This window comes from Rubritalea sp. (assembly GCF_039830215.1).
Lineage (GTDB): Bacteria > Verrucomicrobiota > Verrucomicrobiia > Verrucomicrobiales > Akkermansiaceae > Rubritalea.
Genome location: NZ_JBDOPO010000074.1, coordinates 1 through 26935 on the forward strand (window position 1 = coordinate 1; position 26935 = coordinate 26935).

The window sequence follows — 26935 nt, forward strand, 5'->3', positions numbered from 1 at the left end:
AGAGTACCCGCTGCCAACGACGACGAAGCTGAGGATTTGTAGGCGGAGGACTGGAGGTTGGACGAAGTTAGCTTCCTCCATTCGAGCGATCGCCGTAGATCTCAGCTTCATGGCATCACCAGCGTTTTGCATGAGTAGACTGTGTTCTGGCATTCCGGGAACGCGGCTCAAGTCGATATCTGCACCCAGAGCGATGACGAGGTGTTTGTAACGGATTTTGATACCGTGAGTGAAGTGGCCGGTGTTGACTGAGACTTCTTTTGCTTTGAGATCGATATGGCTGACTTTTCCTCGGGAGACATTGAGGTTGCGGCAGCGCATGCGATTTGGGTTGATCACGTGCCGCGGGGAAATGGAGGCACCTGCGACTTCAGCGAGCATGGGTTGGAAAACCATATAGTTTTGCTCATTGACGAGGGCTGATTGGCCGAAGCTGTCGAGTTTTTTGCCGAGAGCTTTTCCAGTGTAAATGCCACCGAAACCGCCTCCTAGAATAAGGACTTCTGTTCAAGGCTGAGGGCTTCTGGGGTGCATTCGGGATTTATTATAAAGTGGTGGTTGGGTAAGTTGCCATAGAGCTACGCACGGCATGTTACATGTCATAGGTAAAATGTGCTGGAGAACAAGACATCCTGATAAAATGAATTGTCACAATACAGCTCAAGATGCTGGAGTGAATTTCCCTTCATTGAAGGAAAGTAGGTCGCCAGCGTATTGGATTCTAGCTTGAGATTTGAGGCTCTAGACCTTGTCGAGTCCAGCGGCTTCTATTTCCTCGGCTTGTAAGTCGTAATCGGCGACCGCGTAGCGCATGCATTTGAGTTCTCGACTGAGGCGTGTGATGGCGAGATTGGTTTCGTGGTCGTGCATGGCGAGGATGAGAATGCGGATATTGCCTTCGGCGAGGCGGTGCAAGAATTGTTCTTCAGTGGCGTATACTTGGGTGACAGTTCTGCTACGACATTTTGAGAGGCATCGAAGCCGGCAACGGCGGGGCCGTATTTTTCCGTGAGTATGTCGTAGACGCTGGTGCCGATGCTGGCCATACCGATGATGACGATTCCCGAGGATGGTGGAGTGAGGCCGGAATATTAATTGAGGATATCGGGTGATTGATGTTTGTCGAAGTATTGCCGATAGCGCGAATATATTGTGCGTGAGTGCTTATTGAAGGCTGAAGCGATAATGAAGGTAAATCTCAGAGTGAGCGCGATGATGACGACCTAGTCTCCGCTGAGCCATTTATTGGAGAGAGCGATGGCGGCGACAATGAGTCCGAAGTCACTGTAGTTCGCCAAGTTGAAGGTGCTGGGTTCGACTGGGCGCGAGCGCAGTTTGTATTTGGTGAAGATGAAAAAGAATAGGGCGGCTTTGATAAGCACTGCGAGAGTTATGAGTAGGGCGGTCACGACGGCTCCGAGGGTAATGGCGCCTGACATACCGATGCTAAGGAAGAATCCGACTAGTAGGAGTTCTTTGAAACCAAGCAGCTTTTTGGTCATCAGATTCGGCAGTGGGTGGGAGGCCAGAAGCGCCCCTAGTATTAGAGCTCCGAGGTCGCCTTTGACGCCGACGAGTTCGAAGATGAACCAGCTGCCAAACGCTAAAGCAAGGCCGAGCAGAGCCATAAGTTCTCCGTGGCCAACTGAGCTCATGAGTTTATGTAGGACTCTCTTTAGAGGGAAAATGAGCAGAAGCAGCACAGCCCAAGGGCTTGGGATTTTTCCTCTAGAAAGAGCGAGGAAGATAATCGCAAAGATATCTTGCATCACGAAGATGCTGATAGCGATTTGTCCGTGGCGGGAGCAGAGCTCACCTTTTTCCTCGAGAGTTTTGACAGCAAAGACTGTTCAAGAAAAGCCCAGAGCAAAGGCTATAAGGATAGAGCTTCAAAAGGTGAGTTCAGCAAAAAAGCTTGAGGCTTGAGAAGCTGAGAAGGAATATTCCAAGGCCGAAAACTAGGACAGAGCTAGCCGTGTGAAAGTTGGTGCTGAGTACCGTGGCTGGCTTCATCAACGAGCGGACGACTAGTTTGACCCGATGGTGAAAAGCAGGAGGGTGACACCGAGATTGCCGATGCCAGCAAGTTTGAGGCTGATGCCGTCAAAGTAGAGGTTGAGAAGGAATCCGCCGGCTAGGTAGCCGATCATTGGAGGAAGGTCGAGGCGAACTGCGCTCAGTCCAAAGATGAGTGCTGGGCCTAGCCAGGCGAAGTCGTTCATAGAGTCTCTGATGTGGCGAGATGACTAATGGTCAGTTTTCGGAGCCATGCTGTCGATGATGAGGTTACGTAGCTCTTGTTCTTCTACTTCGCCAGTATGGCGCCAGACAATCTTTCCTTGCGGGGAGACTAAGAAGCTATACGGGATAGGGCCTTGCCACTCGGGATCGAGTACTTTGGCCAGCGCTTCTAGATTATCTCCTTGGAAGTGATAGTTGTTTGTAGCACGCCCCTCTTCTTTCATTGAGCGAGCGTTGCGCTTAGAGTGCGGAAGGTGTTGGTCTTTGATGAACTGGCTCACTGCTTCTGCATCCTCTTTAGGATCAATAGAAATGGTAATGAGCTCGAATGGTCGCATGCTGTGACGTTCGTAGGTCTTAGCTAACATCGGAAACTCAGCGACACATGGACCACAGGTCGTAGACCAGATGTTAAACAAGCGCCATTTAACGGTTCCATTGGTTTTGAGCTTCTCTGCTAGGGGCACATCTATAGGATCCACTTGTACAGGAAGGGCTGCCCACTCGGCCTGTTTCTTAGCGACCAACTCGGTCTTCCATTTCCACTTAGTAGAACAACCGAAAACGCGGGTTTGGGGAGTGGAGACAGGTTTGCCTGCAAGCAATTCTTCCATGGTGTTGATTACGGTCTTCGTCTTTGCTGGACCTGGGTCACGTTTGCCATCATCGAACTGACCTTGGTAAACGAGCTTACGCTCTGGACCGAGAATAAATACATGAGGTGTTGCAACAGCACCGTAGGCTAAAGTTGCTGACTGCGTTTCACCATCATAGAGGTAAGGGTGGACGAGCTCACATTCCTTAGCGACAATCTTCATGGAATCAAAATCATCGTCGTATGTAGAAAAGCCGTTTTCCCAGAGCATGACTCCCTCTGGTGCAGCACTGGAGATTGCGACTACTTGAACGCCCTTGTCAGCGTAGTCTTTGGCAAATTGATTGATTTTACCGCGTGCTGCGATGGCGTCTGGGCAATGGTTGCAGGTGAATACTGCAACAAGATACTTAGAGTCCTTGAAGGAGTTGAGTGTGTAAGTCTTGCCATCAGTGGCTGGCAGGGAAAAGTTAGGAGCGGATGCTCCGATTTCCAGTGTCGTGACATTCGGAGGAGCCGCAGTTGCTGAGAAGCTGAGAGAGGCTACTGCAATCATAGCGGTGAATGGTTTTGTGATCATAGTGAATGGTTAAGTTAGCTAAATTACTTAGGCGCGAAAGCCGTCTTCGTGGGTGATTATCTATAGTAGTTACGTAGCTAGAAGAAAGAACTTTAGAAAAAGATCAAAAATGTCTTGATTGACGAGAGGTTCTAGATACACATCGCAACCCCTATGGCAAAGAAGAGCTGGATCGCGCGTAACGAGCGCAAAAAGAAAACTGTAGCTAAGTATGCGAAACTTCGTGAGCAACTTAAGCAAGAGAAAGATTATGTTGGACTAACTATGCTTCCACGTGATGCATCACCAACTCGCGTTGTAAACCGTTGTGAGTACACAGGACGTCGCCACGGTTTCCTACGTCGGTTTAAGCTTTCTCGTATTGCTTTCCGTGAGCTTGCATCACACGGGATGATCCCGGGTGTAACCAAGTCATCTTGGTAGTTAGCACTACAGTGCTATAGACACAATTTTTTCTAAGCGTGAGGTGGCGTAGCAGCTATCTCGCGTTTTTATGCTTATTTCTGTCTTCGTTATCACACAAATAATTAGGAGATGCCTCTATACGAATATATATCAGAGTCTGCCGGTGAAGCTGGCAAGTGTTGCTATAAGTGTTCCAAGGGCTTCGAGCTAAGACGACCAGTGGATAGAGCTCCTTTGGAGCTTTGTCCCCTTTGTAAACATCCGGTGAAAAAGGTGATCAGCTTGATCAATACCCCGTCAGTCACCAAACCAATGTCCACCATTGATGCGAAGAAGGCTGGTTTCACTGTTCTTGAGAAACGTATTGATGGGAACTACGAGAAATTATGAACGCTTGGACTCCCAGGAATTTAGTTGATTGTACATCGGCCTTTGCCAGCGGTTGTCTGGTGTGCAAATAAAGACCATAGCAGATGCGACCGCCAGGGAATACGACCGAAATTGAGCTTTAGAGTATGATGCTGCAGGGGTGGTCTGTCGCTATTATCTTCCGCGACGACCACTATATCCACTAAGTGGCTATTGGTGACTTACACTGTGTTTTTGTGCTCGAGTGTGTATTCTTTCTCCTGCTCAACGCGTGTTTCGTTGCTTCTGAATTCGGAATCGTCAAAGTGCGGCCTAGCCAGGTTGGTGCGGCCAATAAGGAATTTCCTGAGCGTGCAGCGGAGGCGTAAGGTAGCCCTTAGACCATGCTGCTAGACGTCTTGCTTAAATTTGTCCTGGAAGAGCACGCACATTTAGCGATGGTTGTGGATGCGTTCGGCGCCCTGGTTGGCCTTGTATTTCTCGATAAAGTGGTAGAATTTTTTTGGTTATGTTCAAGACGAATTTGAGCAAGAGGTGAGTTCGTTTACTCGAGTCAATCAAAGCGCATTTGTGGTAGAAGGTTCACTTCTGAAAGCTCCCCGAGCTTGAGCCGCTGCAAGAAGCCGAAGGGGTATAAATACTTGTGCGATTAGTAATCGCACCTTGCGTATTGTTTAGTTAAAGTAGCTACATGAGTGCGTCGGCAGATAAACCAATACTAGGCGGAGTGTGTTACACTCTAGCGAAGAAGTGTGGTATGGAAGCTTGGATTATGAGAGTGATCTTAGTGTGTTCCACCCTATTCTTGGGAGTTGGACCAGTGATCTATATTGTCCTATGGATCTTCATGCCTAAAGCTCCTTAGCGAATAATGGTTGCTTAAATCTGCCCGAGCTAGATTCCACGATGGTCTCGAGCTTTTTTTGTGGGCAGGCGAGGCCCTAGACTGCTGAAGCCAGATCCAGCTCTTGTGGACGGATACGGCTCGATGCATATGGTGTAGATCGGATGACTGCGCTCACGTTAAGGATCCGATGACCAGCCGTAGAGCGGTGCCAGACCGCACGCCGCCCAGAGGTTTAGTTCCTTTTAAGAGGTGTGCGATTAGTCTTTCGGTTGTTGCGCCGGCTTCAGCAGGGCGGCTTTTGGCTGGCCTTTTCTAGTGCTACCATGTCAGCCTCCTTGCATGATCTTTTGTTGTGTCTAGCGTTGCGTGCTGTATCGACGGGCTAATTCGCTAAACAGCAGTCGCAATAGTTCAAAAATAAGAAAGGCTAGCTCAGCTTTGGGGCTTAGAGTATTGAGGTGTAGTTTAGAAACATTCGAATTATGTAGCTTACTGGTGCTGTGATTACGCCAGAGGAGGTGATGAACCCTATTATTGAAGCGTAAGCTTAGCTAATTTTGCTCGGAGCATTATTCCGTCTTCCTTGATGGGTTCATTCTGAAAAATCTGTTTATTTTGTCGAGCTCCGCAGGCATTAGCCTCGACCGTCTCACTAATGATAAGAAGTGGGCGATAGGAAGGGTTGCAAATTGATCTGCTTCGAGTTACGGAATTAGTGCTTTGACTACTACAGCTTCCATAAAGACGGTTTCCGCCGTTGCCGCTCGCGAAATTTTACGTCGCCGCACCTTTGCGATCATTTCCCACCCCGATGCGGGAAAAACAACACTCACAGAAAAGTTGCTACTCTATGGGGGGGCGATTGGCTTGGCCGGGAGCGTGACTTCTAAAAAAGACCAACAGTCGACCTCTAGTGACTGGATGGCTATGGAGAAAGAACGAGGGATCTCGGTTTCCTCGACAGTGCTACAATTCGACTATAAAGGTTGCTGTGTAAATCTACTTGATACTCCGGGGCACCATGACTTCTCTGAGGATACGTATAGAGTTCTATCTGCTGTTGATGCTGCCGTGATGGTTATTGATGCCGGCAAGGGAATTCAGGCGCAGACTTTGAAGTTGTTCGATGTTTGTCGTAAGCGTGGCGTCCCAATTTTTGTATTCATCAACAAAATGGACCGTCCTTCACGTCCGCCTTTGGAGTTGCTCGATGAGCTTGAAACCGTGCTCAAATTAGCACCGTCTCCGGTCAACTGGCCGTTAGGCGATGGTCCACGCTTTCGTGGTGTTTATGATAGGCAAAAAGGGCAGGTTAATCTTTTTGAGAAAACCGCACATGGAGCGTTCAAGGCTCCTCTTGCAGTCGCCGGTATCGAGGATGATAAGGTTCGCGAGGCCTTGGATGATGATATTTATGAGGCTGTGATCCAGGAGATCGAAATGCTTGATGGTTTGACTGAACCTTTAGATGTTGAGCAGGTGCTTGCTGGCGAGCAGATGCCGATTTATTTCGGTAGTGCGATGAATAACTTTGGAGTGCAGAGCATGCTGGAAAGCTTTCTGAAGCTGGCTCCCGCTCCAACTGGTCGAGTTAGTGATGATAAAATAGTTCCTCCAAATACCGATAATTTCTCAGGATTCGTTTTCAAAATTCAGGCAAACATGAACCCGCGCCACCGTGACCGAGCTGTATTTGTTCGGATCGTTTCTGGGGTATTCGAGCGTGACATGCAGGTAGTCGATCAACGCACTGGTAAAAAAGTCCGCCTTTCAAATGCGCAGAAGTTATTTGGTCAAGACCGCGAAACTCTGGATCTTGCGTATGCTGGAGATATTCTGGCCCTCGTAGGGAACTACGATTTCCTTATAGGTGACACTCTGACCAGCGACCCTAAAGTAGTGTATAATGAAATGCCTCGCTTCACGCCTGAGTGTTTCGCCTATATCCTCAATAATGACACAGCCGGAATCAAGCGTTATCGCTCTGGGATGGCGCAGCTGATGAAGGAGGGTGTTGCGCAGGCTTACCGTGTGCACGGAAGTTCTCAGGCGGTCCCAATGCTGGGGGCAGTCGGTCCGCTTCAGTTCGAGGTGCTACAAGCGCGCCTTCTTTCGGAGTATAAAGTCGAAACCCGACTTGAAAGCCCGCCGTGGTCAGTTGTCCAATGGTTCAAAGAAAACGCGCCCGACACATCAAGAAGATCTCAAGACCCACCCGTGGTAAATCTCACTTCAGGATGTGTCTTAGCTCAAGATCAAGATGGTAATTGGGTCGTTCTCTTGAACTCCAAATACCTAATCAGCTTTGTTAAAGACCGCAATGAGCACCTCACTTTCAGGGACTCTGCAACGGAGTAAGCCTAAATAGCTCAAAATGTTCTCAAAAAAGCCCGCTTGAACTTTTCCCGAGCGGCAGTTTTTTGAATTGTCTGTGAATTACAAGTTTACCTCAGCATTCACTCAGGTAGGGGTGTTTTATCAAAAGCTCCGGAGATTTTGATGGAAATTCCACGGCAAAAGCTCGGATTGGGCCACATGCTAGGTTATCACCATTGGTTAGAATGGGATCTTGCAGAGGGTTTAGGAATGAGGTCCAGCGGATGGCTTCAGTTTCATCTAGTCAGTTGGAAAACTAAACACTACCAACAAAAAACTCCCGCAAGGGATTTTATAGAGTGGTGTCTCGGAGCGAATCCGTGGTAAACAATGGAGTGTGCGGCATTCCTTCAAATATTGTCTACTTGACGGATTGCACTATGCAGTTTCCCCGCAGAAGTACAAAAAATCCCCACGCTGATCAAAAAAAATCTGATAAGCATGGGGATATATCGGCCTAATCTGTGAGACAGGGCAAAGTGAGAAGGGAATTATCCTTTAAGGGATGCAGTCACCTTCTTTGGGTACTTAAGAAGTGAGCGAACTGTGCTTGAGTCCATTGCTGCAACAGTAGCTTCGTCCATGCCTAAAGCGACAAGACGACGGCGTTGCACTTTAACTCGCTGAGCTTTTGCTCCAGCTGATTTTGTTGGACGGCTGAGGTTTGCGTTACGTTGTAGAATTGTTTTGGACATATTAGTGTTTTGATTTGTAGTTTAAAATTGAACGAGCCACCAGATGGAGAGGGTACTAACGGATGCGCCACTAAGGATGAATAGATGATCTGCTAAGTTCAGTCAACTGGAAATCAATCCTTACTAGCTCTCATTTCATAAAAGAGTGCGCAGTAGAAATACAAAATCAACTTTAGGTATCTGCCTATAAAGTAGGCATCATTCGGGACTTCCGCTTGGCGGCGATGTGTCAATGTGTAGGTGACGGCAGAGCATTGCATTTTTCCGCATAGCGCCATGCAAGGAAGACTCTCCGAGCCGTCCAGTGGGGTTAATCGAAACAGCACGGAAAAGAAGGTCGAAATGCCTTCAAGTCTAGCAGCTACGGTTGACTAGAATCGAGCATTACTGGGAGTCGCAGTGGTAGGGCCAGCGAATTACACTAGAGTCATGCAGTCAGTTGGAAAATTGAAGACTCCCGCAAGGATTTTTAAGGAAGAGTGTGAAGCTGACACTTCCTAAATTAAGAGGAAACCTTAAGGTTATTCGCTATGAAAATAATGCTGGCTGGCGCTATTTGATCCTGAAAAGGTAGTGGTTTAGGGAATTTTTAAAGCTTGGATGATGGGTTACGCAGAAGCATTTAGATATGTTGAGCGGAGGCTTGTAGAATAAAGGTGGGGCTGGGTAAAATTATACTTATTGGGGACAGATTTCTGGTGGAATGAATGGTCTTTAGGTAGCGTATCCAGAAAACAAAAAGCCCGCTAGGATTTCTCCGAGCGGGCTTTGTTTTTTTGAATTATTAGGGGCCAGGCTGGGGCTTGGCGAATAAAATTATGCTTTTGGTGTGGAAGCAGCTTCGTGTTGCTCTTCCGCTTTCTCGAGGGACGCACGGGTCTTCGGAATTACGCGGATGAACTTTTTCACTGTCTTCTCCCAGTTCGCGAGGAATCTCTTAGCGCGTGCTGAACCAGTGATCTCAGCATGCTTCTCGATGAGATCTTTCAGCTCGGCGATGTCTTCAGCGCGCTTGATCGGCAGCGGCTTCACCATCTCCGTGTTGATGCGTGACTGGAAGCGACCGTCTTGGTCGTAGACGTAAGCGGTACCTCCGGACATACCTGCACCGAAGTTCTGACCAGTGAGGCCGAGAATCGCTACGAGTCCGTTAGTCATGTACTCACAACCGTGATCCCCGACACCTTCAACAACTGTTGTTGCTCCAGAGTTGCGAACGGCGAATCGCTCACCTGCGCGGCCATTGACGAAGAGCTCTCCGCCAGTTGCTCCGTAAAGGCAGGTGTTGCCGACGATTGAGTTTTCGTGAGCTTCGAACTGGTGGCTGTCGACTGGGCGCACCTTGATGCTGCCAGCTGCCATGCCTTTACCGACGTAGTCATTGCCTTCACCGATAAGGTCAAGTGTGACGCCGCCTGCGAGGAATGTGCCGAAGGACTGACCTGCGGAACCTCTGATTGTGAGGTTGATGGAGCCTGCTGGTAGTCCGCGGTTCTCGAAGACTTCTGCGACACGACCAGAAAGGCGTGTGCCGATGTTCCGGTCGGTGTTGACCACATCGTAGCTGAGGTTCACTGGGGCACGGTCCATGAGGATACTGAGGTCTTCATTTCCGATTTCCGCGTAGAGGTCCTTGAGGATCTGAAGGTCGAGCGCTGGCTTGTCGATGCCGTCGTTGCGGTCTTGCTGACAGATGCGTGCAATCTCGGATGCAGGAGTGCCTGTCATCTTGGAGAGCCCTGGAGTCATGTCCTTGAGAACAGTAGAAAGGTCAATGAGGTTTGCCTTCGGGTGCTCAGGAACTTCGCGCTGGCGAAGGAATTCTGGGTGACCGATGAGGTCGTCGAGTTTCTTGATTCCAAGGCTAGCCATTACTTCACGTGCTTCTTGAGCAACTGCGTTGAAGAAGTTGATTACCTGCTCAGGAGTTCCTTTGAACTTTGCGCGCCACTTAGGGTCAGTAGTCGCAACACCAACTGGGCAGTTGTTGAGGTGACATTTACGAACGTAGACACAACCCATTGCGATCATGGCGATGGTTCCGAAGTTGTATTCTTCAGCACCTAGGATTGCCGCTGTGACTATGTCCTTGCCATTCTTCATACCGCCGTCAGTTCTGAGTGTGACTTTGGTGCGAAGGTTGTTAGCGAGCAGAGTTTGCTGGGCTTCTGCTAGACCGAGCTCCCATGGAAGTCCACAGTGCTTAGTAGAAGAAAGCGGTGATGCTGCAGTTCCGCCGTCGTGGCCGGAAATGAGGATCACGTCTGCGGATGCTTTAGCCACACCAGAGGCCACTGTTCCAACACCAGCTGAGGATACGAGTTTCACTGTCACCTTCGCTCTAGGGTTGATTTCCTTGAGGTCGTGGATCAGCTGGGCGAGATCTTCAATTGAGTAGATGTCGTGGTGTGGTGGTGGGGAAATGAGCTGCACACCTGGCTGCGTATTACGCAGGCGAGCGATGATGCCATTCACCTTGTGGCCGGGAAGCTGACCGCCTTCACCAGGCTTGGCGCCCTGTGCCATTTTGATCTCAAGCTCGTCAGCATTGACGAGGTAGTGAGCGGAAACTCCGAATCGACCAGAAGCGATCTGCTTGATGCGTGACTTAGCGAGGTCGCCGTTAGGGTAATTGGAGAAACGAATTGGATCTTCACCACCTTCACCGGAATCGGACTTAGCGCCGATGCGGTTCATTGCGATAGCTAGAGTTTCGTGTGCTTCTGGGGAGAGTGCGCCCATGGACATCGCTGCTGTTGTGAAGCGGCGGCGGATGTCTTCGATCGGCTCAACTTCGTCGATGGAAATTGGGCCTGATGCTGATGGGACGAACTCGAAGAGGTCTTTGATCGCTACTGGGCCAGTTTCGAGTGATGCTTGCACGTAGTCGTCGTAGTCTTCCTTTTTGCCATTTCTTACGAATGTGTGGAAGTTCTTGATGACGTCGGTAGTGATCGCGTGGCGCTCACCAGTCTTGCGGTAACGGTTGTAACCAGGGTCTCCGAGCTCTAGCTCAGTACCGTCGATCAAGTCGCTGTGTGCGGACTGGTGACGGACGATGGACTCGGCTGCGATTTCTGCGAAACCAACACCTGCGATGCGTGACTTGGTGCCTGTGAAGCATGTGTTGATGACGTCCTTACCGATGCCGACAGCTTCGAAGATCTGCGCACTCTGGTATGAGTTGAGCACAGAGATACCCATCTTGGACATGATCTTGAGGATGCCTTTTTCAAGTGCCTTGCGGTAGTTCTTCATGCCAGCCTCAGGAGTCATGTCGTCGCCGAGCTTGCCTTTGGTGTCAGCTGCGATGACCTGACGGACAGTCGCGTAACCAAGGTAAGGGCAAACTGCAGTAGCGCCGAATCCGAAGAGACAGGCGATCTGGTGCGTGTCGCGAGCTTCAGCTGTGTCAACTACGAGAGAAGAACTGAGACGCTTGCGAACGCGGTTGAGGTGGTGGTGGACAGCCCCTGTGATGAGCAATGCTGGGATCGCTACGCGCTCAGGTGAAGCAGCGCGATCTGAAAGGATGACAATAGCAGTACCTGCGTCGGCTGCATCTTCAGCTTGAGCGCAAACGCGCTGGACTGCTTGGAGCATTCCGTCTGCGCCCTCGCTGATAGGCCAAGTGGTGTCGAGCTGGATAGAGCTGAATCCGTATTCGTCCATCTGCTTGATCTTTTCGAGCTCTTGCTCAAGAAGGATAGCGGACTCGAGGTTGATTACCTTAGCGTGCTCAGGAGTTTCGCCGAGCAGGTTACGCTCAGAGCCGAGACCGGCTTCGAGTGACATTACTGCCCACTCACGGATGGGATCGATCGGGGGGTTAGTAACCTGTGCGAATAGCTGCTGGAAGTATGTGTAAAGAAGTCGCGGGTATGTGGAGAGGATCGCGAGTGGGATGTCGTTACCCATGGAGTAGACTGCTTCTTGAGCGCCCTTTACCATTGGTGGGAATACCATTGCGAGGTCTTCGTCACTGATGCCGTTCATGATCTGAAGGCGTTTGATTTCCGTTTCTTCGAAATCTACAGCAGGAACCTGTGGCTCTGGTGAGATGTAGTCGCGGAGGTTGACTTGGTTTTCGTCTACCCAGCGGCGGTATGGAGCTTGCTTGGCAAGACCTTCCTTGATCTCGCGATCCTTCGTGAGAGTTCCCTTAGAAAGGTCAGCGAGTAGCATCTGGCCCGGTCCGAGACGGCCTTTGGCAACGACAGATGTTTCGTCGACTTGGATAGCTCCCACTTCAGAACCGATGTAAAGGAGTCCGTCTTCGGTGAGCACGTAGCGTGATGGGCGGAGACCGTTGCGGTCTAGAGAGGCACAGACCTTTGTTCCATCTGTGTAAACGAGACCTGCTGGGCCGTCCCACGGCTCGGAGAATGAACTGTGGAACTTGTAGAAGCCCTGAAGTTCTTCGGAGATGTCCTTGTCGTTGATGAATGCTGGTGGAACGAGCATACACATGGAGTGCTCGATAGAGCGACCAGAGAGAGCGAGTAGCTCAAGCGCGTGGTCGAGTGATGCTGAGTCAGACTCGTTGTCGGATGTGAGATCCTTGAGTAGAGCAACGTCGTCGCCCCAGATGTCTGATTCGAAAAGTTCTTCACGAGAGGAGAGCCAGTTGCGGTTGCCGCGCACTGTATTGATTTCACCGTTGTGAGCCACCATGCGGAACGGCTGACCGAGTGGCCAAGCTGGGAACGTATTGGTGGAGAAGCGCTGATGGTAGAGAGCGATCGCTGTGTGGAATTCGTCGTCCTGCATGTCGAGGTAGAACGCCTTCAGTGTCGCTGGCATTGCGAGTCCCTTGTAGGAGATCAAGCGGCTTGAGAATGTCGGCATGTAGAAGCCTTCAGTCTTTGCTTGTGCGATCTCAATAGTGCGACGCGCAAGGTAGAGTTGGCGTTCGAACTGGAGTTCATCCCAGCCAGACGGCTTGGACATTAGGAAGTGGAGAACGTGTGGGCGTGTCTTCTGGGCCAGCTCTCCGAGCTCTTCAGGAGCCACTGGGCATTCGCGCCAGCCAATGATCTGGATGCCGCGCTCTCTTACAGTCTTCTCAGTGAGGGCTTGAATCTTTGCGTGGCAGGACTCGTTGTCACGTGGCAGGAAGAATACGCCAACAGCGATGTCTTCAGCCGCCACATCTGCACCGAGCTTCTTGGCCTCACGTAGAAAAAGTGGGCGAGGGATTTGCGAAAGTATTCCAGAGCCGTCACCAGTCTTCATATCAGCATCAACAGCACCACGGTGGGTCATGTTGCAGACAGACTCAACTGCAAGGTCGAGAATGTTTTTTGATGCTTTACCGTGAATCTGGACGATCGCGCCCATGCCACAGTTGTCGCGTTCGTTGGTAAATGAGTGAAGGGAGCCGGTGGTGTCCGGTGTAAATCGTTGATCATATGGGCTGGTCTTCATATCCTAGTGATTGATTGTGAAAAGTTTATGTCGGATGCTCGGGTGAGTATGCCATTTTCCGCGGTTCAAACTATCCACGGACAGTGCATTTAAGAAGGTCTGTGCCTACTTGAAAAGAGTGAAGTGTGACTGTAAGGGGAAATCTTGCTAAATAGGAAATGTGCGAGAATTATTGGATGACCCTAGTATACACAGAAAATCTCAGAAGTGTGTCGGTAAATAATTCGTGTGGAAGGCTTGTTTTGTGCGAGCGTGTTCATGGTTTCCGTGAATTCCGTGGTTAAATGAATTGCCTTTTTCGCCAAGGAAATAAGGATGGATCTATGAATGATGTTGCTCTCAATTTAGCTGATATAAGAGGTCGTATCGACGCCGCAACCGAGCGCGCTGAGCGACCTGTCGGAAGTGTGACTTTGGTTGCTGTTTCTAAAACTTGGCCTGTGGATCACGTTCAACTGGCAGTCGAGGTTGGGCAGAAAATACTTGGCGAAAATAAGCTGCAAGAAGGGCAGGAAAAGATTCCTGAAATGAGCCAAGACATTGAGTGGCACTTCATAGGAGGGCTCCAACGCAATAAAGTACGTAAGGTGTTAAGGATTTTTCACTGGGTGCACAGCATTGATTCTCTAAAGTTGGCTAAATACACCGACGGTGTCGCTGCAGATCTGGGGGTGACACCTAAAATTTTGCTTCAAGTCAATATCGGAGCCGAACTGAGCAAGGGGGGATTCATGCTTGATGGACTCCGTGAGCAGTTTGCTGAAATTGTAGCCCTAGAGAATGTCGAACTCCGCGGCTTGATGTGCATTCCTCCCGCGGTTGCTGAGCCCGATCAAGCGAGGATGTTTTTCCGAGCAATGGTGACACTGCGTGATGAACTTGTGGCTAAACACGGAATTGAGCTTCCAGAATTAAGTATGGGCATGAGTGGTGATTTCGAAGTGGCTATTGAGGAGGGAGCGACAATGGTTAGAGTCGGTAGCTCGATCTTCGGTGGTAGGAATTATTCAAAGTAGCGAGGCCGTCCCGGTCGCTTTAAAATATATCGAAGGGAAAGTTGTGTGTTTTGTTCGAGCTAGTTGAGGCGACCGAGACGGTCACACCACGCATTCGCTCCACTCGCTACTTGCTACCAATCACTTGACCAGTTAAGTCGTCTTCATGCTCAAACTCGAAAACATCGCCAGCATTGGCGCGGAACTAGCGCTCGCGTGGAGCGATGGCTTGGAAACATACATCCAGCACGAAGAACTGCGTAGGTCATGTCCGTGCGCGAACTGCCAAGGAGAGCCCGACGCGTTAGGTCGCGTGGTGAAGCCGCCAGTCCACTACAACGAAAAAAGTTTCACCCTCGTGCGCTGGGAAAATGTAGGAGGCTACGCGGTCGCTTTCCATTGGGCCGATGGCCACAGCACGGGAATCTTTAGCTACGAGTATTTACGTAAGCTTGGTGAATAAGAAAAATTCAAAATTGTGGGGTGGAGAGATCTGTTCTTGGAGAGAGTGTGTGTAAATTTTTCGTGTTAGACTTTATCGACTGGTCAAAGGGGGGAGAAGTTACTAAAGAATGCTTAACCATAAGCCACCATGATTGAATACCAACGCGACCAGCAGCAGACCATTCCAGACTCTCAAGTGAAAATTGTTGGAGTTGGGGGCGCGGGTTTAAATATGATAGACCGCGTGGCCTTAGATGGCATGCAGGGGGCTGAGTTGTTGGCTCTGGCGTCCGATGCGCGTTCGCTTACTAGTTCGGTTGCTTCTGAGAAAGTCCAGCTCGGCACAAAGCTCACGATGGGCTTGGGCTGCGGCGGCGACCCAGATCTCGGTGTGCGGGCAGCTAAGGAGCGAGAAACTGAAATTCGCGATGCTCTGAGAGACCGCAACATGGTGTTTGTGTGTGTGGGCCTAGGTGGCGGAACGGGCTCGGGAGCAGCGCCTCTAGTGACAAGGATTGCTCGTGAAATGGGTGCGTTTGTTGTGGTGTTTGCCACCATGCCTTTTGAATTTGAAGGAAAGCGCCGACGTGATCAGGCTGAGACTGCTCTCAACGAACTTTCAGTGATAGCGAATGCTTTGGTTACTTTTGAGAATGCGCGTATGGGTGAGTTGGTTCTCGCTGCGCAAGGGATCCACGAGGCGTTCGCTGCGGCGGATCGAATGATCTCTGAGAGCATACAGGCGGTGACTCGCTTGGTGGTTAAGCCTGGAATCATCAATGTTGGATTGGATGATCTAGTGAGTTCTCTTAGTGCTACGCGCTCTCGTTGTTTGTTTGGTTCTGGTCTAGCAGAGGGGGAGAATCGCAGCCAAGTGGCGCTGCAGAATGCCCTCACTAGTCCGTTGCTCGATAAGGGACGGCTTTTGAAAAATACCACAACAGCCTTGGTGCATATTTGTGGGGGCGAGAGCATGACTCTCTTTGAAGTGGAACTTTTGATGCGCGATCTAGCTAAGCATGTACCGGATGATGCGCATATCCTTTTTGGTGCGGCAGTGGACCCAAGTATGGGTGACGCGCTGAGTGTTACGATTATTAGCTCGTTACCTGAGGGGGGCTTGCAGAAGAAGGAAGAGGCTGTTGCCGCTGTAGAGGAAGCCCCTGAACCTGAAATTGTGAAGCCTGAAGAGTTCTTTGAGGTTGAAGAGTCGATCGTAGAGGAGCCGGTTGTGGAAATTCCAGTTGTTGCTGAGGAAGAGTTGCCTGAAGAGGAATTGAATATAGAGGTGGTTTCAGAGGGGAATCTTCTAGATAAACTTTCAGACATGGCTGAAGAAGTGGATTCGGAGGAGCAGGATGTTGAGGTGGAACCGGCAGAATCACTTATTGAAAATGAGGTGGCCCAGCTTCCTGATGAGGAGCCTGTGGTCGAAGAGGCGCTCGAGCAGCCTGAGGTGGAGTGCTCAGAGTACGCTGACCAAGAAGTCGAGGAAGTGGCCTCAAGCGAGGTCGACGAAATGACCATGTTTGAAGAACTCGAGAAGGAGGTCGCTGGAGATCTCATCGATGAGGCTGTGAAGTCTTCTGCAGCAGCAAAAGGTTCTCAAGCGGAACTAGAGCTCGACGGTGGGCCTCGCGGCAAATTTGAAGGGGAGGCACCAAACCTTGTGGGTGGTGAAGACCTTGATATTCCGCCCTATCTTCGTAACAAACGCTAGTGTGACGCAGTATTTTAAATGAAAAAAGCCACTCACTGTTAGGTGAGTGGCTTTTTGTTTAGAGGGTGTCTAAAGATTGAGTTACGCTCCAGTGAGGAAGTTGATTACGTCGCCGTCCTGGACAACATATTCCTTGCCTTCAGCGCGGAGAGCACCTGCTTCGCGGGCGGCACCCACAGTCTTGTGAGTGGCGTAGTCTTCGTAGCTGATTACTTCAGCGCGGATGAATTGCTTCTCGAAGTCGGTGTGGATCACGCCTGCTGCAACTGGGGCTTTGTCGCCGGCAGTGATTGTCCAGGCACGAGTTTCCTGTACGCCGGTAGTGATGTATGTGCGAAGACCTAGGAGGTTGTATACTCCATTGATGAGAGTGGATACTCCAGAGTCAGTCACGCCCATGTCAGCAAGGAAGTCGGCAACATCTGCTTCGTCGAGATCCATTAGTTCTTCTTCGATTTGGGCTGAGATGACGATGGCTTCTGCGCCGTGAGCTGCAGCTGCGTATTCAACTACTTTGGAAACGAGTGGGTGAGACTTAGGGTCTTCAGTCGCGGCTGCTAGGTCGTCTTCGGAGACGTTACAGGCGAAGATGGATTTCTTGTTTGAAAGGAGGAAGAATTCCTTGAGTAGCAAGCGGTCGTCTTCGTTGAGGTCGCAGGTGATTGCTGGCTTGCCTTCTTCGAGGTGTGGCATGAGCTTGTCGATGAGGTCGACTTCTGCTTTGGATTCTTTATCCCCGCTCTTTGCTTTTTTAGCACGTGAGTAGCGGCGTTTTTCCATGGCTGCCATGTCGGCGAGGATGAGTTCGCCATTGATGATTTCGATGTCGCGCACTGGATCGACTGAGCCAAGTTCGTGGATGATGTCGTCGTTTTCAAAACAACGGATCACCTGGACGATGGCGTCAACTTCGCGAATGGTGGCGAGGAATTTATTGCCAAGTCCAGCGCCTTCAGAAGCGCCTTCCACAAGGCCCGCGATGTCGACGAACTCGATCGCAGTTGGGATGAGCTTCTTGGATCCGGAGAGCTCGCTGAGTACAGCGAGTCTGTCATCTGGTACTGTGACGACGCCGACATTCGGATCGATGGTACAGAATGGATAGTTAGCAGCCTCAGCTTTGCGTGTGCGAGTGACTGCGTTGAAAAGGGTGGATTTCCCGACGTTTGGTAGACCTACTATTCCTGCTTGGAGCATGCAGCGGACGCTAATCGGGCGAACGGAACATTCAAGCTAAATTACCTGCGTATGAGGAAGTTGCTTGGTGCTTGGCTTACTCACGATCTGAAGACTCTTCTATGATGATTACGGCGGGGGGCGCCTTTTCTTGCTTAACGTGCAGGGACTGGCAGAGTTCTTTCCAGTGGAGTCGTGTCAAGTTGGTGGTGAGTGACTGGCGTGGAGTTTCTTTTGCCGAGAGTGTTGCTGGTGGCATTAGCTCTGAGTTGTTTTGGAGTTGGCCAGCAATGGAGCGGTAAATGGCCATGTAGAGTTGTTCGTCTAGTGGGGCTTCGCCTTCGTTGAGGTGTAAAGTCAGTTGGGGTGTCTCTTTGGGTTCTTTGCCTGTGGAGCTGAGCCAAACGCGTATGGGGGGGCTTGGGTAGCCATCACGCTGAGGGACGGTTTTGATGAGAACTTGTGGTGCCACCTGATAGCTAGAAGCTTCTCTGATGTCGTTACTGAGTTGTGCGAGTAGAGCTGAGGTCTGAGATTTATGTTCAGTTGGAGTGTGAATGTGGAGAATGAGATCAAAATTGCCCTCAGAGTCGGTGTTCCAGATTGGTAGAGTTGTTCGCAGGGCTGTGATGGCCTGACGTGCTTGCTGAGATTGTCCCTCGTTGGGGTCAGAGCTGTCGATCACTCGTTCCCATGCGAGGAGAGCGTGTGCGAGTTTCTGGCGTGCCTCGAGCTGGATAGCTAATTGGATGAAGCTTTCAGTACCGAACTCATGATGTTCGCGAAAGTGCTTCAGGCTCGGGGTGGTGGCGAGTTGGCCGAGGGGGATCTGTGGAATAGCCGGCTTCTCAGGTTTTTTCTTAACTGATTCAACCGGAAGTGGACTGGGGAGGGCTCTTTCTCTAGCTGGGAGAGGTGGGTGTTTTCTTTTCCACTCGCTGACAGACTTAGCGACAGCCTTGTTGTCAGGGGGGGTGGTGAAGTCCTTGCTGCGCGCACCGAGCCATAAGACGCTACCAAATGTAGCGATGGCCATGAGCGTGACTAAATACCAAGGAATGCGCATTGAGGAATACTGTTACTATCAATTTACGTCCTTTACTAGAGGAGACTTTCTCTAGCTTCTGAGAGAAATAAAAAACGGCCACTGCTCAGAGCAATGGCCGTTTAAAAAATGATATGTTAGAAAGAATTACTTTCTAACTGCACTCTTCACGAGAAGAGCGCGCTTACCGATGCGGTCACGAAGGTAGTTGAGCTTTGCGCGACGCACTTTACCGCGTGTAACAACTTCAACGTGTGAAAGGCGTGGTGAGTGAACTGGGAACACACGCTCAACACCTTCACCGTAAGAAATCTTACGTACTGTGAATGACTGGTTTACGCTTGAACCTTTACGTCCGATACAAAGACCTTGGAAGATCTGGATACGCTCTTTACCACCTTCGACAACGCGAGTGTGAACTTTAACTGTGTCGCCTACGTTGAAGTCGGCTACTTCTGATTTAAGCTGTTCAGCTTCGATTTTATCAATGATGTTCATCGGAATGGTGGTACTTTTAAAATTGTTCGATACGCCGAGTGGCGTGTGCGGGGCGGATTGCTACAGGAATGAGCGATAGATTGCAACTGGTTTTTTAGGATTTCCATATGAAAACATTTGAATGCCTCTAGCTAAGCGAGACTGAGAGCTATTTTTCTCCGTAATCTGGGGTTGCGTGAGGGTGTCTTAGGTGTAGGGTCTGTGCAGCAAAACAAATTTATTATGAGTAAAGATATTCAGATTACCGCGTATTTAAAGACCTATTGTGGGTGGAGTGAGGGAGTACGAGCAATTATGCGTAAGTACGACCTTCCTTTCGAAGAAAAAGACATCATCAAAAATCCAGCTTTCCGTTGGGAAATGGAGCAAAAAAGCGGTCAACCACTCAGTCCATGTGTTGAAGTGAATGGTACAATGCTTGCCGACGTTTCTGGTGATGAAGTGGAAGCTTGGATGATTGAAAATAAGATTCTAGCGGCAAATGATGCTGAAGCTGACGCTCCTACTGGATCTTCCTGTACAGATGAACAGCACGAGGCAATGGCCCGTGGTGAAGTTCCTGGTGCTAGCCAGAAAATTAAGTTCATCGATTAAATTTTACTCTAGCTCAATAGAGTGAATCAAAAGCCATCCACTTTATAATAGGTGGCTTTTTTGTGCCGTGGTGGGAGCCTTTTATAATTTGGGTTGAAACTTATTATGGCGTGAGGGCTTAAAGATTGGTTAGAACTCGGACATGCCTATGAATTTACTGATGCAGTTGAATGGAGTGCTGCTTATTGCGGTGCTTGCCTTGCCGCTGATCTGTCTTGTTATTTTATACAACGGCCATGTGAGTCGGAGGAATGCGGCTGACTATGCGTTTAGCTCGATCGATGTGCAGCTCAAGAAACGCTGGGACCTTATTCCTGGCTTAGTTGAGACGGTGAAGGGGTACGCTAAGCATGAAAAAGAATTGTTCGTGCGTGTGACCGAGGCTCGAAAGCAAGCGCAGGCAGCCCAAGGTGATGAGCGTTTCCGTAGGGAGGGAGAGGTGTCTCAAGGTTTGCCGCAAATAATGGCTCTGGCTGAGGGGTATCCTGAGCTCAAAGCTGATCGCCAGTTTCTAAGCCTACAGAGAAACCTGACTGAAGTCGAAAGTCAGATCTCAGCTGCTCGGCGGGCTTACAATGCCGCGATCACGGAATATAACGATGGGGTGCAGATGTTTCCTTCCAGCATTGTGGCTGGAGTCTTCGGCTTTAAAAAGCGTGAGTGGTTTCAGATCGAAAGTGTAGAAAGGAAGGTTACTAATGTCTCAGTCTAGGCGAGAACTAGTAATGTCGGTGATTGAGAAATTGGCACCTTTGTTAGGGAGTTTGGAGGATCAGCGACAAGACGCGCTGAAGAAGCGATCGAAGGGTATGAGCTTTGTCTGCCTTGCTGCTGTGGTTTGGCTGGGTGTCGCTTTTGCTGTGGCGCAAAAGGTGGGCATGTTCGGCTTGATTGTTGCTCTGATCGGGTTTGGTGTGACTTTCGCCATTTTACATAGCCTTTTTATTGGGAAGCATCGTAAGAAGTATGAAGAGGATTATAAACAGCGCGTGCTCACAGAGGTGACGAGAGCAATTCAATCTGGAATACACTACAAGCCTCACGAGGGAATATCCAAGCAACTTTTCAAGAGTGTGGGCTTGGTCGAGTCTCGGATAGATCGTTATAGTTCAGAGGATTTATTCCTCGGTGATGTTGGTGATACCGAGGTGTATTTTTCCGAGGTCAAAGCTGAGCGTAAAGACACGAGCCGCGACTCAAAGGGGAACACGCGAACCTCGTGGAAAACACTTTTTGATGGAGTCTTTTTTATGGCTGATTTCCATAAAGACTTTTCGACTTGGGCCACCGTAACGCCTGACTTCGCCGAAAAGACCTTTGGGTGGTTGGGGAAGAAGCTTCAGAAACTCGGCGGCAATGTCGTCCGTTTAGAGAATCCAGAGTTTGAAAAAGCATTCGTGGTTCGCGGGGGTGACCAGATAGCGGTTCGCTATATCCTAACGCCTGATATGCAGGAACGACTGCTACAACTACGTGATGTTTTTGGCCACGACATGATGGTCGCCTTCAAGGATTCTAAAGTCGCGATGCTTTTTGCCACCCACAGCAATTGGTTTGAACCTGACTTCAATCGACCTAGCCACGATGTTGGGCAAATCGAAAAATTTGTCAGTGAAATGCAACTGTGTTGTTCCGTCGTGGAGACGATGAACCTCAATACTCGGATTTGGACGAAGGAGTAGGGAATTTAAGAATCTGGATCTAATAGGGAAGATTGAGCGGCAGTTCGTTCTCTCCGAAGGGTTCGCTGAGGATATATCTTGGCGTATTCCGACGATACGCAACTAGCTAGAAATCTTATTCTAAAATCTTAGATCTTAAATGGACTGTCTTCAATGATTCCATCCGCAGTCTCCTGCTTGAGTCGGAGTTGGCCGCAGGCTGCATCGATGTCGTGTCCCTTTTCGATACGTAGTGTGGTGGTGACACCGTTGTTACGGATGATGTCACGAAACTTGTAACAGTGTTCCTCAGTCGGACGCTCCCACTCTAGCCCTTCAACTGTGTTGTAGGGGATAAGGTTGACCAAGGCACCGAGCGATTTCGCGCGCTTGGCTAGGATTGTGGCTTGTTGTAAGTCGTCGTTGATGTCCTTGATCAGGATGTACTCAAAAGTGATGCGTTTTTTGCTCTTACTTTTATAGTAGTGGAGGGCTTCAAAAAGCTCTTCGATTTTCCACTTCGAGTTGACCGGCATGATCTTGTCTCGCGTGTCATTGGTTGCTCCGTGGAGTGAGATCGCGAGTCGAATTTGCTGTGGTCGGTCAGCTAACTTCTTGATCATCGGTGCGAGACCTGAGGTGGAAATAGTGATGTGACGAGCTCCAATGTTCATGCCCCAAGGGCTAGTGATGATATCCAGCGCCTGGTTGAGGTTTTTAAAGTTGGCGAGCGGTTCACCCATGCCCATGAAGACGATGTTATTAATTTTTCGGCCAGAAATTTCTTCCACAGCCATCAACTGGCCAACGATCTCGTCGGCGGTGAGGTTGCGGGTGAATCCGTCGAGCCCAGAGGCGCAAAACTTGCAACCATAGGCGCAACCAACCTGGGAAGAAACGCAGGCTGTGTGGCGATCGGATTTATCACCGTATAGAGCCGGGGAGGCGGGAATAAGTACAGTCTCTACATAGCGACCGTCGTGTAATTTAAATAGAAACTTGCGCGTGGTGTCCTCGGAGCCTTGCACGCGAACCGACTCGAGTGGTCTGTAGCGGAAGTTTTCTTTGAGCGTTTCCCGCAAGTCAGCTGGCAGGTTGAGCATCTCATCAACACTACTTGCTCGGTGCTTATAGATCCACTCAAGCGCCTGCTTTACACGATACGCCGGCTGGTTGTATTCGTCTTTGAGTAGGGCTGAAAGGTCATCCAAGGTGTAACCAAGGAGGCTGGGAAGTACTTGTGGTTTAAGGCTCACGATGCGTCGTTTTTGCCAATTTACATCAATTGTCCAGTAAATCCCGCTAGAAATGTGAGAGTATTAGTGGAGTCCAGACTTTCTGTTGTGAGCTTCAGAGTCGAGGAGCCTGCCTGAGTTTGATTTTAACTCTAATCGGTATTTCCCTTTATAGTCGGATCTAGTGGTGAATTTAGCAGTTGTTCCAGGGCTTACGCTGCCTATGAAAGATCCGTTATTATAGAGCTTTGCTGGGACGCTAGACCGAGCCGAAACTTGGACGGTCTTGTAGTGGTAGTTGTATTTTTTACTGTCGCGGTAGTGAATTTCATCATTTCCAGACCTTTGTGAGGTGACGCGTGCTGTAATGGATCCTCTCGGCTTTGGTGCCGGTTTAGTGATGGATGAACTCTCTTTACTAGGCTTGTTAGCTGTGACTGGCCTACTGCGGGTAGGTGAGGGAGCTAATTTAGTAACCTGATTGTGGCGCAGTTTTGCTTTTTGTTCGGAAATGAGGGCGTTCTTCGAGATCTCGGCATCATAGTGACACAGTTCTTGAATCTCTAGTGGGAGGTCAGCGTATTTGAATCTTCGCGCACCATGTTCATAAGCGATGGTGACTCCTACTGCAGTAGCCTTAGTGACAGTGACATCATTGTATGTTTTTCCTGCTACTTTTAGTGATGCGTATTTGGTGCCAACATAATTAGCCAATGCGACAGTCCTCAATGTATTACGCCTTTCTGTTTCTTGCTTTATCGCTTCTAATTCGGCTGCGAGTTCCTTTTCTTTACGTAACTTCTCGGCCTTGATTTCAGCTTGTGCTGTAAGTTCAGCTTCTTTTTTTGCTTCAGCAGCAGCTAGCTTGGCTTCCTTTTCAGCTAGACGCTGAGCTCGCTCTTCAGCAAGCTTTCGTTTGCGTTCTTTGCTTTGCTGAGCTTGAAGTTCAAGCTTCTCAGCTTTTAGTTGTTTCTCATTTTGGGATTTATTGATGAAGTAATACGAACTTGCCCCGAGGAGTACGAGGGAGATGAGAACAACGGGAGTAGAGTTTCTGCTTGCAAAAAATGACACAAACAGCTGTTAGGGAGAGGACCGACGATAGTCAATCGTATCCGTTAAAACAAAGTTAGTGTGTGATTGTCAAACTTCGCTCTTGGAGATTTAGCCAGTCTAGTTTTATCTCCCTCCAGATATGAAAATTTTGGTTGTAGGAAAAGGCGGGCGCGAACACGCGCTTCTCACAGCATTCGATGAATCACCAACAGCGACAGAGCTTTATAGCTTCCCTGGTAGTGATGCAATTGCTGAGATTGCGACACTTGTCGATGTGGATGGGCTAGAGAGTCTAATCGCATGGATGAAGGGCAATGGCATCGAACTCTGCGTGGCGGGTGAAGAAAGCTACCTAGTCACTGGCGAAGGTCTTGCTAACCTCTGTGAAAAAGAAGGTATCCCATGTTGGGGACCACATTTCCAGTCAGCTCAACTCGAAGCGTCTAAAGAGTTCGCTAAGGAATTTATGCTCCGTCACGATATCCCAACGGGTGCAGCTGCCGGCTGTGCTGATATTGCCGAAGCGCGTGCCGCTATCAATGGTGTGTACCCGACAGTTCTTAAGTTTGATGGTCTTGCTGCTGGTAAGGGTGTTGCTGTTTGTCCTGATGAAGCGACTGCTGAAGAGTTTCTTAATGAAGTTCTGGTTGAGCGTCGTTTCGGTGCGGGTCGTCTTCTCGTGGAGGAGTGCCTTATCGGGCCTGAGGTTTCAGTGTTCGCCGCAGTGGTGGACAACGAGTACCAGATCTTCACTCCAGCGCGCGACTACAAGCGTGCACTCGATGGTGACCTAGGTCCTAATACAGGCGGAATGGGTGCTGTGGCTTCACGTCAACTGGTGAGCAAGGAGCTTCTAGCTCAAATCGATAAAGAGATCGTTAAGCCAACTGTGGATGGTCTTGTGAAGGATGGCCTTCCTTACCGTGGGTTTATCTACTTCGGTCTGATGATCACAAAGGATGGTCCTAAGATCATCGAGTACAACTGCCGCTTCGGCGACCCAGAGTGTCAGGCTGTGATGCCGATAGTGGGTGGTGATCTTGCTAAGTATTGTTTTGAAGGGGCGAAAGGTAATCTTAGTTCTGATCTGCTTAGTTTCAGCGAAGGTTGGTCAGTATGTCTCGTGCGCGCGTCAGCTGGTTACCCTGAATCTTCACGCAGTGGTGATGTGATCACTGGCTTTGGTGACGTAGAGGGCGCTCGTGTCTATCACGCGGGAACTCGCAAAAATGCAGAAGGCCAGTGGGAGACCAACGGCGGACGCGTGCTTGCTGTAGTGGCTGGTGGCGACGACCGAAAGTCAGCTGCCGATGCAGCTTATGCTCAGCTCGAGAAAGTAAGCTTCGACGGCATGCAGAGCCGTACAGACGTAGGCACATTCAATTTTTAAGAAGTACTTGAAGTTAGTTTTTCTGGCTTCACGGAAAATAAAAAAGGCGAACACCGTGATGGTGTTCGCCTTTTTATTTTGTGAGGTAGATCTATAGTTCTCCGAGGTGGTCAGCACAAAATTGCGACCAAGTCTCGAGTCGTTCGTGGAACTCACCTTTGAGCTCAGCCACGCTGCCGAGTTGAAGGTCAGCGATCGCATCTTCGTTTGATTTCACGCTAGTGCCCTCGATATCGAAAAGGTGCACAACTCCGAGGTGAACTTTGCCAACTTCGTTAGAGTCATCGTTGAGCAGGCCAACGATTTTCTGAGTGTAGCTACCGTCGATGACGATTTCTTCTGCGATTTCACGTTCAACACCAGCCATGTAGGTTTCGTAGCCTAGGTGGTCTTCGCGTTTGTCTTCAGGGTTGATGTGACCACCAATTCCCATTGAGCGCTTAGCGTGAAGACGTGCTTCACCGCCTGCCTTGCCCCTGGAATAATGGACAAATTGTCCGTCGAGACGGATTAGCACGTACGGGATGAGTTGTTTATGCATAGGATCCTCCTCTGCGGCTCCGCGATCCATGAAGAAGTTGTTCTTCGGGTCGAGGATTGTAGGTAGGTATTTATCGACGTCAGTATTGAGCCCCTGAAAGGAGCCAAGAGAGTCGAGCAGTTCGCGTGTGATGACGAGTATTTGCTCGCCTTTATAGTCTTTAGCCATGGGTGTGGTTTATGCTGATTGAGATTTTACGAAGTCAGCAATTTGCTGAATGTCGCCATCTGCGGACCAGACGTGGCGCAGAAAATCAGCAGGGTGAATCTCGCCATGATTACGTAAAAAGTTGCGGTCACCGCCACAGCTAAACATGATGTTGGGGTCGAGCTCGCCACGCAGTTTATGCTCAGCTTTGCTCACAATGCGAGGAAGGTAGGCTATACCGTCAAACTCTTGAGCTTTCTCAGGTAGCGCACCTGCGGTGATTTCGTGCTCACTGAGAATGCCTTGTTGCATGACTGTGAGATAGTCGTAGCGCACTGCTGCGATGAGGAGTGCTGTCGACTCCGTAGGTTCTCCTGCGTCTGCTAAGTCTTCAACGAAGTCGAATAGTTCACGCGGCTTGTAGCCGATGGATTGGAGGAAGCTTAGGTCGTCCTCGGTATAGTAGGATTCGTAGTCAGTATTTCCACCTCGATAGGCTTCGATGCAGCGGCGAAAGAGTTTTAGAAAATGGTCATTCCAAGTCATGCCAAGACAGTGGCGTGTTAGGTGGCGGCTGTCAAATCTTGAGCGCACAAGGGTTTCTCGAGGATGCCGTGGTGTCTTTTTTTCTTGCTATGGGAGATATTTACTTTAATAAAAACATGTTATATTCCTTAGTGTTTATGATTATCGTTATAGTATCCCACTCTAGTAAGTTGGTCTAACTCCTTGGCATCCAATAAGTAGGCGAAAAATCTCGCTTGGAAGGGGGGATATTAACCCCCTCCCGAAAATACCTCTTTAAAAAATAGCAAGAAAAGCCGCAGCTAAAAAAGTGGGGCTAGTAACACCTAAGCCAGCTTGACGAAGTCTAAAAAAAGGCCCCTAAAAAAGGGAG

General features: G+C 49.6%; 24 protein-coding genes and 1 pseudogene. 11 read left to right on the forward strand and 14 right to left on the reverse strand.

What is annotated here, in order from left to right; translation table 11 throughout:
- On the reverse strand, positions 1–495 hold a 495-nt coding region (locus ABGY95_RS02240), incomplete at its 3' end, for an FAD-dependent oxidoreductase (protein WP_347440077.1).
- A gap of 246 nt (positions 496–741) precedes the next feature.
- Positions 742–1002 carry an NAD-binding protein gene (locus ABGY95_RS02245; RefSeq protein WP_347440078.1) on the reverse strand — a complete coding sequence of 87 codons (261 nt, stop codon included), beginning with the start codon at positions 1000–1002 and terminating at the stop codon, positions 742–744.
- Here ABGY95_RS02245 and ABGY95_RS02250 point away from each other — a divergent pair.
- On the forward strand, positions 966–1112 hold the full coding sequence (locus ABGY95_RS02250; RefSeq protein ID WP_347440055.1) for a hypothetical protein: 147 nt from the start codon (positions 966–968) through the stop codon (positions 1110–1112). The two genes, ABGY95_RS02245 and ABGY95_RS02250, sit on opposite strands and share 37 nt — an antisense overlap.
- A gap of 111 nt (positions 1113–1223) precedes the next feature.
- Here ABGY95_RS02250 and ABGY95_RS02255 read toward each other — a convergent pair.
- The 3 genes and pseudogenes from ABGY95_RS02255 to ABGY95_RS02265 all read right to left on the reverse strand — a co-directional run.
- Positions 1224–1838: pseudogene (locus ABGY95_RS02255) on the reverse strand (cation:proton antiporter); the annotation flags it as partial.
- A gap of 189 nt (positions 1839–2027) precedes the next feature.
- Positions 2028–2222, reverse strand: coding sequence for a hypothetical protein (locus tag ABGY95_RS02260; RefSeq protein WP_347440056.1), 195 nt, complete (start codon positions 2220–2222; stop codon positions 2028–2030).
- Positions 2223–2246: 24 nt separating this feature from the next.
- Positions 2247–3416: a redoxin family protein gene (locus ABGY95_RS02265; protein ID WP_347440057.1), complete on the reverse strand. Its 1170-nt coding sequence runs from the start codon at positions 3414–3416 to the stop codon at positions 2247–2249.
- Between the two features lie 153 nt (positions 3417–3569).
- On the opposite strand from ABGY95_RS02265, the gene rpsN reads away from it, so the two are divergent.
- The 3 genes from rpsN (at position 3570) to ABGY95_RS02280 (ending at position 7395) form a co-directional block, all read left to right on the forward strand.
- Positions 3570–3839, forward strand: a complete 270-nt coding sequence (gene rpsN / locus ABGY95_RS02270; protein ID WP_347440058.1) for a 30S ribosomal protein S14 — start codon at positions 3570–3572, stop codon at positions 3837–3839.
- Positions 3840–3950: 111 nt separating this feature from the next.
- On the forward strand, positions 3951–4211 hold the full coding sequence (locus ABGY95_RS02275; RefSeq protein WP_347440059.1) for a zinc ribbon domain-containing protein: 261 nt from the start codon (positions 3951–3953) through the stop codon (positions 4209–4211).
- Between the two features lie 1546 nt (positions 4212–5757).
- Positions 5758–7395, forward strand: coding sequence for a peptide chain release factor 3 (locus ABGY95_RS02280; RefSeq protein WP_347440060.1), 1638 nt, complete (start codon positions 5758–5760; stop codon positions 7393–7395).
- Positions 7396–7904: 509 nt separating this feature from the next.
- On the opposite strand, the gene ABGY95_RS02285 is transcribed toward ABGY95_RS02280, so the two are convergent.
- Both ABGY95_RS02285 and gltB read right to left on the reverse strand, forming a co-directional pair.
- Positions 7905–8108, reverse strand: coding sequence for a hypothetical protein (locus tag ABGY95_RS02285; RefSeq protein WP_347440061.1), 204 nt, complete (start codon positions 8106–8108; stop codon positions 7905–7907).
- Between the two features lie 816 nt (positions 8109–8924).
- Positions 8925–13535, reverse strand: coding sequence for a glutamate synthase large subunit (gene gltB, locus ABGY95_RS02290; protein WP_347440062.1), 4611 nt, complete (start codon positions 13533–13535; stop codon positions 8925–8927).
- A 284-nt stretch (positions 13536–13819) separates the two neighbouring features.
- On the opposite strand from gltB, the gene ABGY95_RS02295 reads away from it, so the two are divergent.
- From ABGY95_RS02295 to ABGY95_RS02305, 3 genes are all read left to right on the forward strand, one after another.
- Positions 13820–14551 carry a YggS family pyridoxal phosphate-dependent enzyme gene (locus tag ABGY95_RS02295; RefSeq protein ID WP_347440063.1) on the forward strand — a complete coding sequence of 244 codons (732 nt, stop codon included), beginning with the start codon at positions 13820–13822 and terminating at the stop codon, positions 14549–14551.
- A gap of 145 nt (positions 14552–14696) precedes the next feature.
- Positions 14697–14993 (forward strand): DUF971 domain-containing protein, encoded by a 297-nt coding sequence (locus tag ABGY95_RS02300; protein ID WP_347440064.1) that lies wholly within the window; start codon positions 14697–14699, stop codon positions 14991–14993.
- A gap of 129 nt (positions 14994–15122) precedes the next feature.
- Positions 15123–16694, forward strand: coding sequence for a hypothetical protein (locus ABGY95_RS02305; protein WP_347440065.1), 1572 nt, complete (start codon positions 15123–15125; stop codon positions 16692–16694).
- An 81-nt stretch (positions 16695–16775) separates the two neighbouring features.
- On the opposite strand, the gene ychF is transcribed toward ABGY95_RS02305, so the two are convergent.
- From ychF to rplS, 3 genes are all read right to left on the reverse strand, one after another.
- Complete coding sequence (gene ychF / locus ABGY95_RS02310) at positions 16776–17891, reverse strand: redox-regulated ATPase YchF (protein ID WP_347440066.1); 1116 nt, start codon at positions 17889–17891, stop codon at positions 16776–16778.
- A 76-nt stretch (positions 17892–17967) separates the two neighbouring features.
- The gene (locus ABGY95_RS02315) at positions 17968–18906 is read right to left on the reverse strand and encodes a hypothetical protein (RefSeq protein ID WP_347440067.1); all 939 of its coding nucleotides are present in this window, start codon (positions 18904–18906) and stop codon (positions 17968–17970) included.
- A 156-nt stretch (positions 18907–19062) separates the two neighbouring features.
- Positions 19063–19413, reverse strand: coding sequence for a 50S ribosomal protein L19 (gene rplS, locus ABGY95_RS02320; protein ID WP_347440068.1), 351 nt, complete (start codon positions 19411–19413; stop codon positions 19063–19065).
- Positions 19414–19635: 222 nt separating this feature from the next.
- Here rplS and ABGY95_RS02325 point away from each other — a divergent pair, with 222 nt between their 5' ends.
- From ABGY95_RS02325 to ABGY95_RS02335, 3 genes are all read left to right on the forward strand, one after another.
- Positions 19636–20007 carry a glutaredoxin gene (locus tag ABGY95_RS02325; RefSeq protein WP_347440069.1) on the forward strand — a complete coding sequence of 124 codons (372 nt, stop codon included), beginning with the start codon at positions 19636–19638 and terminating at the stop codon, positions 20005–20007.
- 148 nt (positions 20008–20155) lie between these two features.
- Positions 20156–20719 (forward strand): LemA family protein, encoded by a 564-nt coding sequence (locus ABGY95_RS02330; RefSeq protein ID WP_347440070.1) that lies wholly within the window; start codon positions 20156–20158, stop codon positions 20717–20719.
- Positions 20720–20738: 19 nt separating this feature from the next.
- Positions 20739–21689, forward strand: coding sequence for a DUF3137 domain-containing protein (locus ABGY95_RS02335; protein WP_347440071.1), 951 nt, complete (start codon positions 20739–20741; stop codon positions 21687–21689).
- A gap of 128 nt (positions 21690–21817) precedes the next feature.
- On the opposite strand, the gene rlmN is transcribed toward ABGY95_RS02335, so the two are convergent.
- Both rlmN and ABGY95_RS02345 read right to left on the reverse strand, forming a co-directional pair.
- Positions 21818–22924: a 23S rRNA (adenine(2503)-C(2))-methyltransferase RlmN gene (gene rlmN, locus ABGY95_RS02340; protein WP_347440072.1), complete on the reverse strand. Its 1107-nt coding sequence runs from the start codon at positions 22922–22924 to the stop codon at positions 21818–21820.
- Between the two features lie 63 nt (positions 22925–22987).
- Positions 22988–23977: a hypothetical protein gene (locus ABGY95_RS02345; protein ID WP_347440073.1), complete on the reverse strand. Its 990-nt coding sequence runs from the start codon at positions 23975–23977 to the stop codon at positions 22988–22990.
- A gap of 121 nt (positions 23978–24098) precedes the next feature.
- Between ABGY95_RS02345 and purD the strand changes: the two genes are divergently transcribed.
- Complete coding sequence (gene purD / locus ABGY95_RS02350; RefSeq protein WP_347440074.1) at positions 24099–25349, forward strand: phosphoribosylamine--glycine ligase; 1251 nt, start codon at positions 24099–24101, stop codon at positions 25347–25349.
- A 91-nt stretch (positions 25350–25440) separates the two neighbouring features.
- Here the strand turns inward: purD and ABGY95_RS02355 are convergent, their stop codons facing one another.
- Both ABGY95_RS02355 and ABGY95_RS02360 read right to left on the reverse strand, forming a co-directional pair.
- On the reverse strand, positions 25441–26058 hold the full coding sequence (locus ABGY95_RS02355) for a hypothetical protein (protein ID WP_347440075.1): 618 nt from the start codon (positions 26056–26058) through the stop codon (positions 25441–25443).
- A 9-nt stretch (positions 26059–26067) separates the two neighbouring features.
- Positions 26068–26583 (reverse strand): hypothetical protein, encoded by a 516-nt coding sequence (locus ABGY95_RS02360; protein WP_347440076.1) that lies wholly within the window; start codon positions 26581–26583, stop codon positions 26068–26070.
- Positions 26584–26935 lie beyond the last annotated feature (352 nt).

Bases quoted from the DNA above. Each gene is read 5' to 3' on its own strand.
- gltB (WP_347440062.1), bottom strand. From the start codon at position 13,535: ATGAAGACCAGCCCATATGATCAACGATTTACACCGGACACCACCGGC.
- ABGY95_RS02355 (WP_347440075.1), bottom strand. From the start codon at position 26,058: ATGGCTAAAGACTATAAAGGCGAGCAAATACTCGTCATCACACGCGAA.
- ABGY95_RS02325 (WP_347440069.1), top strand. From the start codon at position 19,636: ATGAGTAAAGATATTCAGATTACCGCGTATTTAAAGACCTATTGTGGG.
- ABGY95_RS02285 (WP_347440061.1), bottom strand. From the start codon at position 8,108: ATGTCCAAAACAATTCTACAACGTAACGCAAACCTCAGCCGTCCAACA.
- ABGY95_RS02360 (WP_347440076.1), bottom strand. From the start codon at position 26,583: ATGACTTGGAATGACCATTTTCTAAAACTCTTTCGCCGCTGCATCGAA.
- purD (WP_347440074.1), top strand. From the start codon at position 24,099: ATGAAAATTTTGGTTGTAGGAAAAGGCGGGCGCGAACACGCGCTTCTC.
- rpsN (WP_347440058.1), top strand. From the start codon at position 3,570: ATGGCAAAGAAGAGCTGGATCGCGCGTAACGAGCGCAAAAAGAAAACT.
- ABGY95_RS02295 (WP_347440063.1), top strand. From the start codon at position 13,820: ATGAATTGCCTTTTTCGCCAAGGAAATAAGGATGGATCTATGAATGAT.
- ABGY95_RS02305 (WP_347440065.1), top strand. From the start codon at position 15,123: ATGATTGAATACCAACGCGACCAGCAGCAGACCATTCCAGACTCTCAA.
- rplS (WP_347440068.1), bottom strand. From the start codon at position 19,413: ATGAACATCATTGATAAAATCGAAGCTGAACAGCTTAAATCAGAAGTA.
- ABGY95_RS02260 (WP_347440056.1), bottom strand. From the start codon at position 2,222: ATGAACGACTTCGCCTGGCTAGGCCCAGCACTCATCTTTGGACTGAGC.
- ABGY95_RS02315 (WP_347440067.1), bottom strand. From the start codon at position 18,906: ATGGCCATCGCTACATTTGGTAGCGTCTTATGGCTCGGTGCGCGCAGC.
- ABGY95_RS02300 (WP_347440064.1), top strand. From the start codon at position 14,697: ATGCTCAAACTCGAAAACATCGCCAGCATTGGCGCGGAACTAGCGCTC.
- ABGY95_RS02275 (WP_347440059.1), top strand. From the start codon at position 3,951: ATGCCTCTATACGAATATATATCAGAGTCTGCCGGTGAAGCTGGCAAG.
- ychF (WP_347440066.1), bottom strand. From the start codon at position 17,891: ATGCTCCAAGCAGGAATAGTAGGTCTACCAAACGTCGGGAAATCCACC.
- ABGY95_RS02265 (WP_347440057.1), bottom strand. From the start codon at position 3,416: ATGATCACAAAACCATTCACCGCTATGATTGCAGTAGCCTCTCTCAGC.
- ABGY95_RS02330 (WP_347440070.1), top strand. From the start codon at position 20,156: ATGAATTTACTGATGCAGTTGAATGGAGTGCTGCTTATTGCGGTGCTT.